Origin of the sequence: Neisseria sp. N95_16 (assembly GCF_002551535.2) — a bacterium.
GTDB lineage: Bacteria > Pseudomonadota > Gammaproteobacteria > Burkholderiales > Neisseriaceae > Neisseria > Neisseria brasiliensis.
The window spans coordinates 1-13,651 of the sequence record NZ_PDBT02000068.1 but is presented as its reverse complement, the minus strand read 5'-3'; the positions used below and the strand labels follow the sequence as shown (position 1 = coordinate 13,651).

General features: G+C 49.7%; 12 protein-coding genes, 1 tRNA gene and 3 pseudogenes. 13 read left to right on the top strand and 3 right to left on the bottom strand.

What is annotated here, in order from left to right; genetic code table 11:
• On the bottom strand, positions 1-171 hold a 171-nt coding region (locus tag CRG49_RS13970; RefSeq protein WP_157807888.1), incomplete at its 3' end, for a helix-turn-helix domain-containing protein.
• A gap of 372 nt (positions 172-543) precedes the next feature.
• Between CRG49_RS13970 and CRG49_RS13350 the strand changes: the two genes are divergently transcribed.
• From CRG49_RS13350 to CRG49_RS13960, 7 genes and pseudogenes are all read left to right on the top strand, one after another.
• On the top strand, positions 544-711 hold the full coding sequence (locus tag CRG49_RS13350) for a hypothetical protein (RefSeq protein WP_195714672.1): 168 nt from the start codon (positions 544-546) through the stop codon (positions 709-711).
• A 177-nt stretch (positions 712-888) separates the two neighbouring features.
• Entirely contained in the window at positions 889-1,341 is a 453-nt protein-coding gene (locus CRG49_RS10265; RefSeq protein ID WP_324252671.1) for a TrbM/KikA/MpfK family conjugal transfer protein, read from the top strand.
• 150 nt (positions 1,342-1,491) lie between these two features.
• Positions 1,492-2,244 carry a conjugal transfer protein TraL gene (locus CRG49_RS10260; RefSeq protein WP_095501965.1) on the top strand — a complete coding sequence of 251 codons (753 nt, stop codon included), beginning with the start codon at positions 1,492-1,494 and terminating at the stop codon, positions 2,242-2,244.
• A gap of 1 nt (position 2,245) precedes the next feature.
• Positions 2,246-2,680 (top strand): hypothetical protein, encoded by a 435-nt coding sequence (locus tag CRG49_RS10255; protein WP_095501964.1) that lies wholly within the window; start codon positions 2,246-2,248, stop codon positions 2,678-2,680.
• Between the two features lie 11 nt (positions 2,681-2,691).
• The gene (locus CRG49_RS10250) at positions 2,692-2,949 is read left to right on the top strand and encodes a lipopolysaccharide heptosyltransferase (protein ID WP_095501963.1); all 258 of its coding nucleotides are present in this window, start codon (positions 2,692-2,694) and stop codon (positions 2,947-2,949) included.
• Positions 2,949-3,086: pseudogene (locus CRG49_RS13965) on the top strand (excisionase family DNA-binding protein); the annotation flags it as partial. The gene CRG49_RS10250 and the pseudogene CRG49_RS13965, both read left to right, overlap by 1 nt.
• Before the next feature lie 68 nt (positions 3,087-3,154).
• Positions 3,155-4,168 (top strand): annotated as a pseudogene (locus tag CRG49_RS13960) (tyrosine-type recombinase/integrase); the annotation flags it as partial.
• A gap of 41 nt (positions 4,169-4,209) precedes the next feature.
• Here CRG49_RS13960 and CRG49_RS10235 read toward each other — a convergent pair.
• A tRNA-Ile gene (locus CRG49_RS10235) sits at positions 4,210-4,285 on the bottom strand.
• Positions 4,286-4,503: 218 nt separating this feature from the next.
• On the opposite strand from CRG49_RS10235, the gene ubiD reads away from it, so the two are divergent.
• The 6 genes and pseudogenes from ubiD (at position 4,504) to CRG49_RS10205 (ending at position 12,586) form a co-directional block, all read left to right on the top strand.
• The gene (ubiD, locus tag CRG49_RS10230; RefSeq protein WP_095501961.1) at positions 4,504-5,982 is read left to right on the top strand and encodes a 4-hydroxy-3-polyprenylbenzoate decarboxylase; all 1,479 of its coding nucleotides are present in this window, start codon (positions 4,504-4,506) and stop codon (positions 5,980-5,982) included.
• A 362-nt stretch (positions 5,983-6,344) separates the two neighbouring features.
• Positions 6,345-7,298, top strand: a complete 954-nt coding sequence (locus CRG49_RS10225) for a quercetin 2,3-dioxygenase (RefSeq protein WP_095501960.1) — start codon at positions 6,345-6,347, stop codon at positions 7,296-7,298.
• 229 nt (positions 7,299-7,527) lie between these two features.
• A pseudogene (locus CRG49_RS10220) lies at positions 7,528-8,984 on the top strand (DASS family sodium-coupled anion symporter).
• A gap of 128 nt (positions 8,985-9,112) precedes the next feature.
• The gene (locus tag CRG49_RS10215) at positions 9,113-10,405 is read left to right on the top strand and encodes a paraquat-inducible protein A (RefSeq protein ID WP_095501959.1); all 1,293 of its coding nucleotides are present in this window, start codon (positions 9,113-9,115) and stop codon (positions 10,403-10,405) included.
• Positions 10,395-12,071 (top strand): intermembrane transport protein PqiB, encoded by a 1,677-nt coding sequence (gene pqiB / locus CRG49_RS10210; protein WP_095501958.1) that lies wholly within the window; start codon positions 10,395-10,397, stop codon positions 12,069-12,071. Before CRG49_RS10215 ends, pqiB begins: the two co-directional genes overlap by 11 nt.
• Positions 12,071-12,586: a membrane integrity-associated transporter subunit PqiC gene (locus CRG49_RS10205; RefSeq protein ID WP_095501957.1), complete on the top strand. Its 516-nt coding sequence runs from the start codon at positions 12,071-12,073 to the stop codon at positions 12,584-12,586. The genes pqiB and CRG49_RS10205 overlap by 1 nt, the downstream gene beginning before the upstream one ends.
• Positions 12,587-12,634: 48 nt before the next feature.
• On the opposite strand, the gene CRG49_RS10200 is transcribed toward CRG49_RS10205, so the two are convergent.
• The gene (locus CRG49_RS10200; RefSeq protein WP_095501956.1) at positions 12,635-13,204 is read right to left on the bottom strand and encodes a TIGR00645 family protein; all 570 of its coding nucleotides are present in this window, start codon (positions 13,202-13,204) and stop codon (positions 12,635-12,637) included.
• Positions 13,205-13,651: the final 447 nt, after the last annotated feature.

The window sequence follows — 13,651 nt, the reverse complement described above, 5'->3', positions numbered from 1 at the left end:
CTGTTGTGCTTTTCGGTAACAGTAGGTTCCGTTGACGGAATGCCGTCTGATTTCCCGACTGACGGTGGCGGGATGACAACCGATGTTCTGTGCGATTTGGTTTAGGGGTAGGTTGCGGTAATGTCTGGAAATGTAGTATCTTTGGTGTGAGGTCAGTTGTGTGTAGGCCATATTGCAATCTTTCTTGTCAGGAAAGGCAGTATACTACCGCATACTGGCCTTTTCTGTTATTGGAAATTGCACTTGTTAGGCGAATGTAAGGGCCTTTTCTTCCCTACCGTCGTTTCAGACGGCCGGCAACTCAGCGACCGGGTGGTAAAAGACTGAGCGGTTACGATACCGTAGCGTGTGTGATGTCCTGAACAAGCACTTTGGCCGTGAATCAATCAGCAGTAGCGGCAGCCTTTGAACAATCGCGGTTTCGGGCCTTATCAGCCTGTTGCCGTTGCCCTCATGATGCCCTGATAAGGCTGACTACCGGCAATAGCGTCGGGGAGCAGGTGGGAGCCCTGCTTTTTTTGTTTCTTCAAGAAAGGAAAAATGATGAAAGCTATCCCTAAAACAACGAAACAGATTCAGGTAGGCATTTATGACAGCCTGAAAGCAGCGTCCAAACAGGTTGATATGCTGCTGAAGCGCAATGGTGATTTGTGTGTGAATATCGTCCGACACGGCAGTAAGTTTCAGGTCAAGACGGTGGTGTGGCAATAAGAAAACCGCTTTGTTTCCAAAGCGGCTTCTAGATGAGAAAGGATAATCTCGTAGGGGTACGGCGATTATCCTTTTTTTTGTGTCGTGATGCAATAGGAGTGATTTATAAAGAAGTGTTTACCTGCGGCGTTAGCCGCTGTTGCGCTGCTGGCAACTGTGCCTGCTCAGGCAGATGATTTGTTGACCGGTGATGTACGTTTGGCCTGTGAGGCTACGTTGTGCTTGTCGTCGGGCGAGCGTCCGCATGAGTGTGCGGCTTCGCTGAAGCGTTATTTCAATATCAAACACCGTAAACTGAAAGACACCTTGAAAGGCCGTCTGAATTTCTTAAAACTGTGTCCGGCCAGTAGCGAACCGAATATGCCTGAACTGATTCATGCGATTGCCCACGGTGCCGGCCGCTGTGATGCGGCAGAATTGAACCGTATCAACCGTGCTACCTACACCAAGCGTGAGCGCGAAAAAACCGGCCGATATTCTGACCGTGGCTGGATTGTCACGGAAGTGCCGTATATTCGTAACCACAAACCGTCTTATTGTAAGGCGTATTTCGAGCATGGCTGGACGCAGCTCAACACTCGCTATGTCGGAGAAGAGAAAAACGGCGGCAAATGGGTAGATACCAAGTAAAACTTACTCCTGCTTTAGCATTCGGCATAAAGTGTTAAGCAGCTTGGCAGCCTCTGAATGGGGCTGCTTTTTTTACAAACGAAAGCCTGTTCGGTCGAGCAGGCTTCTTTTTGTGAAAAATTTCCATAACGAAAACGAAAGGTTTATGCCATGAAAGAAGTTCATTTTATTGCCCAAGGTAAGGGTGGTGTCGGCAAATCGACGATTGCAAGCTTTTTGGGCGATTATCTTCAAACCAAGGCAAGCGGCGAGAAGCTGCATTGCTTTGACACCGATCCGGTGAATCCGTCATTCAGCCGTTTCAAGGGTTTGAAGCCGGAAGTCATCGAAATCTTGAACGAAAGCAATAACATTGATTCACGCTTTTTTGACGGCTTGGTTGAGAAGCTGGTCGGTGAAGACGGTATTGCCGTTATTGATAACGGTTCGGCTACTTTTGTACCGTTGATGTCGTATATGGCTGAAAACGAAGTGCCGTCTTTCTTGGCTGAAAACGGTATCCGTATGATTATTCATGTGCCGCTGGTGGGTGGTCAGGCTTTGGATGACTGCATCACCGGCTTGGTGCAGACCTTAAATGCGTTGCAGGCAGAAGTGGTCATTTGGCTCAACGACTTTCAGGGAGCAGTAGCTAAAGAGAAACCGTTTGACGAGTTCGGTGTTTATCAGGAATACAAAGACCGTATTATCGGCGTGGTGCATATCACACATCGCAACCCTGATACCTTTGGCGCGGATATTAAGGAAATGACGACCAAAAACCTGACTTTGACAGAAGCACAAAATTCAGGTGGTTTTGGCTTAATGCCACGCCAACGCTTGCGCACGGTGCAGCGTGATTTATACGAACAACTGGAGCAAATCCCGTTCTTGGCGACTCAAACGGACAAGGCAGAGGCATGATATGAGCCAAGCAGATGTAGAAGCCATTATTGCTGAAGTATTCAGGGTATCGGGTATCAAGCTGACGGCTGATGACCCTGTGATTGCTATCCTGTTGGTTCAGGAGGCGCGGCTGAAAGCCCTGTTTGAAGAGCAGCGTATCGGCATTCAGCAAGGTTTGGCTGAGTACGCGGCGGAAATCGACGATTCGATGAAAGTCACGGTAAAGGCGGCGGAAGAACTGAAAACCTACCGCGAACAGATTTTGGCGGAGCTGTTGGCCAAAAGTGATGAGCAGCTTAAGGAAAGCACAGGTCGTGTTTATGCGGCCTTACAGCCTAAAATTGAGGCTCAGAATAAGGCTTTGGTGGAAAGCGTTGCTGCCAAGATGAACCGTTCTTGGTTAATGGCAGGGCTGTTTTTCTTCGTGCTACTGCTGGTTTTGAAGTTTATATAGGAAGAAGTTTTATGCTGACCGAGGAAAAGAAGGTGGTTGCCACGGTGAAAGTGGCCGCATCGTTCAGGCCGGCTGAAGAACAGTTTCCGCACTACCGGCTGGTTCCGCTGGATGTAGACAGGCAGGGTTATCTCTGCCTGCTTTTCTATATTAAGCCGGGCAGCTTTCTGATGTTGGAGCCGCGTATCAAACGATATGCGGCAATCAGAAAGCTGACTTTGCTGTTGGAAAATGCGGTGTATCCGATTTTTGAAATTGGGAGGGTTTGATGCAGCTCACTTTTAACGTTGTTGAAGCAGCAGCATACTGCAAATGCCACCCTGAAACCATTCGGGAAGATATTCGGGAAGGCCGTCTGAAAGCATCCAAACCCGGACGTGCCTACTGTATTACAAAGTCTGCCCTTGACGCATTTCTCATGGATTTGGAAAATGCTCAGGTGCAGGCATCACTCGAAAGCAGGAGTGAAGAAAAATGCCGATATATAAACGAAAAAATGGCGTGTGGTATGTTGATATCACAACACAAAGCGGCCAGTGAATTAGACAAACGACTGGCACCAAAAACGAGCAAGAAGCGCAAAGGCTCTACCATAAACTAAAGTATGAATTATGGTCTGCCCGACATTTTGATGAGAAACCGGACAAGTTATGGGAAGAAGCTGCCCTACGGTGGATTGATGAAATGCAGGCTAAAAAGAGCATTGCCAACGATTTATGCCGATTAAGGCGGCTTCCTGAACTGCGCGGTCGCTATCTGCATCATTTAAGCCGTGAATTTATCATGGCAGTGGTGGCCGCCAAGCAGTGCTCAGACAGTACCAAAAACCGGTATCTTGCCTTGATTCGCGCAATATTGAATAAGGCTGTCAAAGAGTGGGAGTGGTTGGATAAAGCCCCTTATCTGAAGCTTTATCAAGAGCCGAAAAGACGTATCCGCTGGTTGACAAGACAAGAAGCCGAAAGGTTGATTGCCGCATTGCCGCCATATATGGCCGACATGGCTGTATTTAGCTTGGCAACAGGTTTAAGGCAGAGGAATGTTTTAGATTTGGAATGGCAGCAATTGGACTTGTCTGCCCGGACAGCTTGGATACACGCTTCAGACAGTAAGTCGGGTAGGGCGATAGGTGTTGCTTTGAATGATACGGCTGTTGCCGTGTTGTCAAAACAGATGGGGAAACATCCCCGATTTGTTTTTACACAGCCTAATGGCCGTAAGGTTTTGAGTATTAGTTCCCGTATTTGGAAAAACGCTTTGGAGAAAGCGGAAATTACTGATTTCCGTTGGCATGATTTGCGTCATACATGGGCTAGCTGGCTGATTCAAGCAGGTGTCCCGTTGGCTGCATTGCAAGAGATGGGTGGTTGGGAAAGCATTGAAATGGTGCGCCGCTATGCCCATTTGTCTGCGGAGCATTTGCAGAATCATGCGGCTTTACTGGATAGGATGGGGCTGGCGGATGGCACAAATTTGGCACACTTGGAAAAAGGAAAGGAGAAGGTTATTTCCCAAGTGGTTGATTTATATGGTGGGTCCGGTGGGTTTCGAACCCACGACCAAGGGATTATGAGTCCCCTGCTCTAACCCCTGAGCTACAGACCCGTCAGAAGTAGGGGCGTATTGTATCATAATTTAACCGCTTCGCAAGATTGCGAAATAAGGGTAAATCAAGGCAAATCACGCGGTGTAGAATGCCGTGGTATGGATATATGGTTTCAACGCGGCTCAATTGGGCAAAACGCGTTATAATCAGTCCCATTGTTTCGGCAAAGCTTAATCATAAGGCCGTCTGAAAAACATTCGGCTGAAAGAGAGTCAAAATGAAATACAAAGACTTACGAGATTTTATCGCGCAGCTTGAAGCGCAAGGCAAGCTCAAGCGGATTTCCACGCCGGTGTCGCCGGAGTTGGAAATGACTGAGATTGCCGACCGCGTGTTGCGTGCAGAAGGGCCGGCGTTGCTGTTTGAAAATCCGGTACGCGCCGATGGTACGCGCTACGGCTATCCGGTGTTGGCCAACTTATTCGGCACGCCCGAACGTGTGGCGATGGGCATGGGCGAAGACAGCGTATCGAAATTACGCGAAATCGGCCAAACGCTGGCTTATTTGAAAGAACCCGAGCCGCCTAAAGGCATTAAAGATGCGTTTTCCAAATTGCCTTTATTGAAAGACATTTGGAGCATGGCGCCAAACGTGGTGAAAAACGCGCCTTGCCAAGAAATCGTGTTAGAAGGCGAGGCGGTCGATTTGTATCAACTGCCGATTCAGCATTGCTGGCCGGAAGACATCGCGCCTTTGGTGACATGGGGCTTGACCGTGACCCGCGGCCCGAATAAAAAACGTCAAAATCTCGGCATTTACCGCCAACAATTAATCGGCAAAAACAAGCTGATTATGCGCTGGTTGTCGCACCGCGGTGGTGCGTTGGATTATCAGGAATTCCGCAAGCAAAATCCCGATACGCCGTATCCTGTTTCCGTGGTGTTGGGTTGCGATCCGGCTACTATTTTGGGCGCGGTCACGCCGGTGCCCGATGCCTTGAGCGAATATCAGTTTGCCGGTTTGCTACGCGGCTCGCGTACCGAATTGGTAAACTGTATCGGCAACGATTTGCAGGTGCCGGCGCGGGCGGAAATCGTGTTGGAAGGTGTGATTCATCCGAATGAAACCGCGCTGGAAGGCCCTTACGGCGACCACACCGGCTATTACAACGAGCAGGATTGGTTCCCCGTGTTTACTGTCGAGCGCATCACTATGCGCAAAGACCCGATTTACCATTCCACCTACACCGGCAAACCGCCTGATGAACCGGCCGTGCTCGGCGTGGCGTTAAACGAAGTATTTGTGCCGCTTTTGCAGAAGCAATTCCCCGAAATCGTCGATTTCTACCTGCCGCCGGAAGGCTGCTCTTACCGTATGGCGGTGGTGTCGATGAAAAAACAATACGCCGGACACGCCAAACGCGTGATGATGGGCTGCTGGAGTTTCCTGCGCCAGTTTATGTACACCAAATTCATCATTGTGGTCGATGAAGATGTGGACGTGCGCGACTGGAAAGAAGTCATCTGGGCGGTTACCACGCGCATGGATCCGGTGCGCGATACCGTTTTGGTGGAAAATACGCCGATTGATTACTTGGATTTTGCCAGTCCGGTCAGCGGTTTGGGCGGTAAAATGGGCTTGGATGCCACCAATAAATGGCCGGGCGAAACCGACCGCGAATGGGGCAGGGTGATTGAAAAAGATCCCGCTACCGTGGCCAAAGTGGATGCTATGTGGAAAGATTTAGGCTTGTAACAATGGTATGGAAAGGCCGTCTGAAAAAATATTTTTCAGACGGCCTTTTATTTTGTTTATAAACCGTAGAATTTATACATACAGTTTAGTAAAACATTCTGCTTACACGTTTTCAAACTTGCTGCTATATTAACAAATACATAAATCAACTCTAAAGGAGAAACCATGAAAGCTGCTGTTTTTATCAAGCATACACTGGCTGCCGCCTTGTTGTCGGTGGGTTTGAGTGCTGTTGCCGCCCCATCGCCACAAGCCAAGCAACCGCCGTAAGACTTTTCAGCCATTCAAGCCGTGACCTTGGAGAACAAATTACCGGGACGCAAGATTCCGTATTTATCCGCAATGACGAAGGTGAGCGCCGTTTGGTTGGCGGCATGGTGTTGAACACCATCGCGCGTGCGGTTGATACCGATGGCGATTATGAGATGATGACTTGGGTAGGCGGCAAGGAAGCCGGTTTGCCGTTGTATAGTCTGAAAAACTCACATCAGGCATTTTATGTGATTGAAGGTAAAGTTGAATTTTGGCTGGACGGCAAATATTACCTGCTCACACCGGGCGATTATGCCAGCGTGCCACCAGGTGTGAAAGCCGCCTTCCGTTTCCAAAACCAACGCAATAAAATCTTGTTGTGGGCAACCGGCAGCGATACGTACCAATCCTTCAGCCGCATGGGTGAGCCGTTTAGCGGCCATGTGCAGCCTGAAACAGCCAAAGCCGGTTTCAGCCGCGAGCAATTGTTGGCGGCGACCACGCAAAACGGCAGCTTAACTTGGTTTGGCGAGCCTAAAGCCAAACGCCAAGCGGCCAAAATGACCTTGGATAAAGCACCAAACCGTGCCCAAGCGTATGTATTGGCCGAAGGTGCAGGCGAACGTTATGTGGTGGGCGACCAAATGTTTACTTATTTGGGCGATGCCAAAGCAAGCGACGGCCGCTTTATCGCCTTGTTGACCGAAGGGCCGAAAGGCGATATGGTGCCGCCGCATTTTCATGGCGAACATACCGAGATTTTCTATCCGCTGATTGGCCGCGTGAATATGCTGGGCAACAAACAGCAGCTTGAAGCACAACCGGGCGATGCGGTACACATTCCTGCCGGCGTGGTGCACAGCTATCAAATCAAAGACCATTACACCAAGTTTATCGGCTTCTTAACGCCGGCGGTGTTCGATAATTTCTTCCGCACTTTAGGCGACCCGTATCAAGGCCGCGTATATCCGAGCCAACCGGGTCCGGTGCAATTCCAGCGTGTGATTCAGAATATCGACAAGTTGGATATTTACCTGCAAGGCGGCAAGCCCGAAGGAAAGTAATGAGCGGTTATTGATCTAAGCTTAAAAGGCCGTCTGAAAGGTATTTTTTCAGACGGCCTTTGGTTTTTGTTCACGCATGTTGCCCAAAAATCAGAATATTTGTATCAAAATAATATCGAATTTATTGTGATACATCAAAGTTAAGGGGTAGGGAGTTGGGATTATACTGTTGCTAACAAATATTAAATCCCGATTTCACACATACAAGAGCTTGATGATGGGCAAGAAAATAGGTTTTAAGCCGATTCCGACTGCGGTTGCGGTGGCGTTGGCTTTGTTGATTTGGTTTGTGATTCCCGTGCCTGAAGGGGTAACGCCCGACGGCTGGCATTTGTTGGCAATGTTTGTCGGCGTGGTGGCAGCGATTATCGGCAAAGCCATGCCGATTGGTGCGATTGCGATGATTGCCATTACCTTAGTGGCGCTTACCGGTGTCACCAACGACACGCCTTCGGGTGCGATTAAAGATGCGCTGTCGAGCTTCTCCAGCTCACTGATTTGGCTGATTGGTGTGGCGATTATGATTTCGCGCGGCATTTTGAAAACCGGTTTGGGCGCGCGCATCGGTTATCTGTTTATCGCCGTATGGGGTAAAAAAACCTTAGGCATCGGCTATAGTTTGGCTTTGTCTGAATTGCTGTTGGCGCCGGTGACGCCGAGCAATACCGCGCGTGGTGGCGGCATTATCCATCCGGTGATGAAGGCGATTGCCTCAAGCTACGATTCCGATCCGGAAAAAGGTACGCAAAACCGCATGGGTAAATACCTGTCGCTGGTGAATTACCACAGTAATCCGATTACATCGGCCATGTTCATCACCGCCACGGCACCGAACCCGCTGGTGGTGGAATTGGTGGCCAAGGCAACCAACAGCGATATCGAGCTGAGTTGGGGCACATGGGCGCTGGCGATGTTTGTGCCGGGTTTGATTGCCATGATTTTGATGCCGACGGTGCTGTATTTCATTGCACCGCCGGAAGTGAAAGAAACCCCAATGCCATGCAATTTGCCAAAGACCGCTTGAAAGAGCAGGGACCGATGAGCCGCGGCGAATGGATTATGCTGGGCATTTTCGGCATTTTGCTGTTTTTGTGGGCAGGTATTCCGGCATTGCTGCTGGGCAAAGCGTATGCCGTTGATGCGACAACCACCGCGTTTATCGGCTTGTCACTGCTGCTGCTTTCGGGTGTCTTGACGTGGGATGACATCTTGAAAGAAAAAAGTGCGTGGGACACCATCACTTGGTTTGCCGCCTTGGTGATGATGGCCACCTTTTTGAACAAGCTCGGCGTGGTGACCTGGTTTTCAGGCTTGTTGGAAAGCGGTATCGCCAGCACTGGCATGGGCTGGATGGGCGCATGTGCCTTGCTTTTACTGGCTTATTTATACGCGCACTATATGTTTGCCAGCACCACCGCCCACATTACCGCCATGTTCGGCGCCTTTTACGCCGCCGGTATTGCTTTGGGCGCGCCGCCGATGCTGTTTGCTTTATTGATGGCCGCCGCTTCCAACATTATGATGACCTTAACCCACTACGCCACCGGCACCGCGCCGATTATCTTCGGCTCGGGCTATTCGACGCTGGGAGAATGGTGGAAAGTCGGCTTTATCATGAGCGTGGTCAATCTGCTGGTGTTTGTGGTGATTGGCGGTATTTGGTGGAAAGTATTGGGCTATTGGTAAGGTAATTGGCTATTGAGGCCGTCTGAACATGATTGTTCAGACGGCCTTTTGCAATGTTTCGCTGCTATCAGCTTGTTTTTGCTATATAATGCCGACCTTGATAAAGTTTTTATTCCACACCCGATTTCATGAAACTGTTTCCGACCTACCGACGCTGGTGGCGTTTTAAATCGTTCCGCAACGATGCCACTTTACCGGCGCACACGGTGGATTGTCCAGATTGCGGTAGCCGCACCGACATTCCGCGTTTGCAGCAGGGGCAGGAAGCGCATTGCCCGACGTGCAATCATGAGCTGGTTCAGGTCGAAAAAAATCCCTACATTGCGCCATTGGCCTATGCGACCACATCGCTGATTTTAATGGCTTTTGTGTACACCATGCTGTTTATGAAAATCGAGATGATCGGGGTGGTGTCGATTTTGACTTTGCCGGAAATGATGCGGCTGCTGGTGTTGCAGGAATTCGGTTTCTTGGCCGAAGTGATGTTTATTCTGACATTCGGCACGCCCTTGCTGTTTTTGCTGATGTGTGTGTATGTGTATTCGGCATTGGTCATGGAAAAAATGCTGCCGGCGTTGTTTTATTGCACGCGCGTACTGGTGCGCTTGCGGCATTGGATTATGGTCGATGTGTTTTTTGTGTCGACACTGGTGGCGTATATTAAATTATCGTCGGTGTCGGAAGTGACATTCGGGCCGGCTTTTTATCTGATGCTGGTGTTGGCGGTGATGCTGATTCGCACATCGGTGTCGATTCCGCAGCACTGGGTTTATTATAAAATTCATCGCATTTTAGGCCATAATGCTGTTCAGACGGCCTCTGAAGATAAAATCTGCTGCAGCCGCTGCCTGTATTTTCGCGATGCCGGCGAGCAGACCTGCGGCGTGTGCGGTGCGGATTTATACCGCCGCCGTCCGTATAGTTTGCGTATTTCGCTGTGTTTTCTAATCGCGGCGGCAATTTTGTATGTGCCGGCGAATTTGCTGCCGATTATGATTTCGTCCAACCCGACCGCGCTGGAAATCAACACCATCATGAGCGGCATCATTTATATGTGGCACGATGGTGATAAGCTGATTGCGGCGATTATTTTCAGCGCCAGTATTTTGGTACCGGTGTTGAAGATTGTGGCGATGGCGGTGTTGATTGCCTCTGCCTATTTCAAGCCGCCACTTGATGCGCCTTGGATGTCGGTGATGTATCGGATTACCGAATCGGTCGGCCGCTGGTCGATGATTGATATTTTTGTGATTATTATTTTGATGAGCGCGTTTCACACCAATATGGCACGGGTGGTGCCGGGAGAAGCCGCTGTGTATTTCTGCTTGGTGGTCTTGCTCACCATGCTTTCTGCTTATTTTTTCGATCCGCGCCTGATTTGGGACAAAGTTTCAGACGGCCATAATGAATATGAACGATAATTTAAACCAACCTGACAACGATTTACCGCCGCCGCCCCCACCGGCACGCATTAAAAAAACCAACGTATTCACGTCGGTGGTATGGCTGATTCCGCTGATTGCCCTGATTGCGGGCGGCTGGCTGCTGATGAAGCAAATCCGCAATACCGGCCCGACCATCACGCTGCTGCTTGACAGCGCTGATGGCATTGAAGTCAGCAATACCGTGATTAAAGTGCTGAATGTGGATGTCGGCCGCATCACCAAAATCAAATTGCGCGAAGACCGCAAAGGCGTGGAAGCCACGGCGCAATTGAGTGCCGATGCGCAAGACTTAATCCGTAAAGACACGCAATTTTGGGTGGTCAAGCCGCGTATTGATCAGAGCGGCGTAACCGGCTTGGGTACGCTGCTTTCGGGCTCATACATCGCCTTTACCCCGGGTACCAGTGCGGAAGAAGAATCGGTGTTTAAAGTATTGGATATTCCGCCGATTGCCGCCATCGGCCAACGCGGCCTGCGCTTGAAATTGGTCGGCTCCAACGACAAAATTTTGAGTGTAAGCAGTCCGGTTTTATATGAAAACTTTATGGTGGGTCAGGTGGAAAGCGCGCGTTTCGATCCCGATGACCAAACCGTGCATTACACCATCTTCATCCAAAGCCCGAATGACAAACTGATTCATGCCGAAAGCCGTTTCTGGTTGGAAAGCGGCATCAATATTCAAACATCGGGTAGCGGCATCCAAGTGCATTCCGCGCCGCTGCCGGCTTTGCTCTCGGGTGCGATTGCGTTTAGTTCGCCGAAAACCGATGATGCGCAATCGGTTAAAAACGAAGACACCTTCACGCTTTACGACAGCCGCAGCGAAGTGGAAAACCTGCCGGACGACCGCTCGCTTTACTACACCGCCTTTTTCAAACAATCCGTACGCGGTTTGAGCGTGGGCGCGCCGGTGGAGTACAAAGGCATCAACATCGGTGTGGTGTCGGATGTGCCGTATTTTGCCCGCAACGACAGCCTGCAATTGTTTGCCAACGGCTGGATTCCCGTACGCATCCGCCTTGAGCCGTCGCGTTTGGAAATGAATGCCGACATGCAAAGTAAAGCGCATTGGCAGCAGCAGTTTCAGATGGCCTTAAACCGCGGCTTGACTGCCACCATTGCCAGCAACAACCTGATTACCGGCAGCAAATTGGTCGAGCTGACCGATGAGCCGTCTTCCTTGCCGAAGCTGAAACCGCATACCGTATATGGTGGCGATACCGTGATTGCCACGCGCAGCGGCGGCTTTGATGATTTGCAGGCACAATTGGCGAACTTGTTGGAAAAATTCAATAAGCTGCCGCTGGAGCAAACCGTCGGCAACCTGAATACATCGTTGGCCGAATTGAAAACCACTTTGCAATCCGCCACCACGACGTTGAATTCGGTGGATAAACTGATCGGCAAATCGCAAACGCAGAATATTCCGAACGAAATCAACCAAACCTTAAAAGAATTGCGCCAAACCCTGCAAGGCGTATCGCCGCAATCGCCGATTTACGGTGATGTGCAAAACACCTTACAGAGCATTGATAAAACACTAAAAGACGCGCAGCCGGTGATCAATACCTTGAAAGAAAAACCAAACGCGTTGATTTTCAACAGCAATACCAAAGACCCGATACCGAAAGGAAGCCAATAATGCGCCTTTTAGCCTTAACTTGCGCCGTGTTGCTCGCCGCCTGCAGCACGCCGCAAAGCACCCGATATTTCGTGCTGCCCGACAGCCAATACACCCAGCCGCGCCAAGGCAGCGAAATGGCGGTAAGAGTGTATCTGGCCGAGCCGTTGAACCAAGGCGGGCTGGTGTATCAGACTGATGCGCATCACTTGAATTTTGCCAAAAACCATTTGTGGGCAAGCTCGCTCGATAGCGCATTAGCCAATAGTTTGAGCAACAAACTCAACCGCTTAAACCGCCAATACACCTTTATCCCTTCCGGCCGCAGTCAAAGCAGCCGAGTGTTGAAAGTGTATATCGAAGCGTTCAATGGCAGCTACCAAGGCCAAACCGTGGTCAGCGGCTACGCACTGTGGCCGAACGGGCAAAGCAAGCCTTTCCATGTCGAAACGCCGCAGCAGGGCGATGGCTATGCGGCCATGGTCGATTCCTTGGAAACCGGCTTGAACCGCGCTGTTGAATTAATGGCTTATTAAAAATAAATGCCGTCTGAACATTTCAGACGGCATTTATTTATAGAAAAATCAATGGTGTTTGTGTGAGGTGCTGTACACAATCTTATCGGTCCACGCCATGGCGACGGCGGAAACCAAGAAGCCCATGTGAATAATGAATTGCCACATCATTTGTTTTTCAGTGAGGTTGGCGGCATTGATGAAGGTTTGCAGCAAATGAATCGATGAAATGCTGATAATCGACATCGACAGCTTCACTTTCAATACCGAAGCATTCACATGGCTGAGCCATTCGGGCTGGTCAGGGTGGTCGTCAACGCGCAGCCGTGAAACAAAGGTTTCGTAGCCGCCGATCAACACCATCACCAGCAGGTTGGCAATCATCACCACGTCAATCAGGTTGAGAATCGTCAACATGATGGTGTTGTCGTCCATTTGGTTCAGGTTGACCACCAAATGCCACAGCAATTTCAAGAATTTATAGGCGTAAATGGCTTGTACCACTGCCAAGCCCAAATAAATCGGCAGTTGCAGCCAGCGGCTGGCAAAAATCAGGCTGCCCAAGAAATTGCGTGGTGGCTGAGGCCGGAGGGGCTGGTGTGGCGGCGGGGTGTGTGGTTCGTGTGTATGTTCGCTCATGTTGGTCAGTAGTAAAACAATCAAAAGGCGCGTATTTTAAATGAATTTTGGCTGAAAATCCAATCTCTTATCATGAATGGGCAGGTGAGGCCGTCTGAAGGTTTCAGACGGCATTCTGTATAGACGGCTAAAGCTGATTTCATTAAAATATTCAAAATTTTTATTCAGACTGAGACCTTTGCAAAACCCCTCTTAAATCCCATGTAAAGTAACTATAGTTACCAAGCGACATAATACTTCCCAAACACCCTAAAATCCTCTAAATTCCCTTTAAGCCGAATTTAGAGGATTTTCTTCATGAGCAGCTTCTTCAAACAAACCGTCGAAACTATCGTTGGTAAAGACCCTGACCGCTTTCCCTTGCTCAAAATTCAGCTCATTATCGACTGGCAGCCCATTGCCGATTATCTCGAACAACAAAAAGGCCGCTATACCCGTCATCACGGC

What these genes read in the sequence shown, in the direction of transcription:
- CRG49_RS13350 (WP_195714672.1), top strand. Translation starts at nt 544, where the DNA reads ATGAAAGCTATCCCTAAAACAACGAAACAGATTCAGGTAGGCATTTAT.
- CRG49_RS10260 (WP_095501965.1), top strand. Translation starts at nt 1,492, where the DNA reads ATGAAAGAAGTTCATTTTATTGCCCAAGGTAAGGGTGGTGTCGGCAAA.
- CRG49_RS10255 (WP_095501964.1), top strand. Translation starts at nt 2,246, where the DNA reads ATGAGCCAAGCAGATGTAGAAGCCATTATTGCTGAAGTATTCAGGGTA.
- CRG49_RS10250 (WP_095501963.1), top strand. Translation starts at nt 2,692, where the DNA reads ATGCTGACCGAGGAAAAGAAGGTGGTTGCCACGGTGAAAGTGGCCGCA.
- ubiD (WP_095501961.1), top strand. Translation starts at nt 4,504, where the DNA reads ATGAAATACAAAGACTTACGAGATTTTATCGCGCAGCTTGAAGCGCAA.
- CRG49_RS10215 (WP_095501959.1), top strand. Translation starts at nt 9,113, where the DNA reads ATGAAACTGTTTCCGACCTACCGACGCTGGTGGCGTTTTAAATCGTTC.
- pqiB (WP_095501958.1), top strand. Translation starts at nt 10,395, where the DNA reads ATGAACGATAATTTAAACCAACCTGACAACGATTTACCGCCGCCGCCC.
- CRG49_RS10205 (WP_095501957.1), top strand. Translation starts at nt 12,071, where the DNA reads ATGCGCCTTTTAGCCTTAACTTGCGCCGTGTTGCTCGCCGCCTGCAGC.
- CRG49_RS10200 (WP_095501956.1), bottom strand. Translation starts at nt 13,204, where the DNA reads ATGAGCGAACATACACACGAACCACACACCCCGCCGCCACACCAGCCC.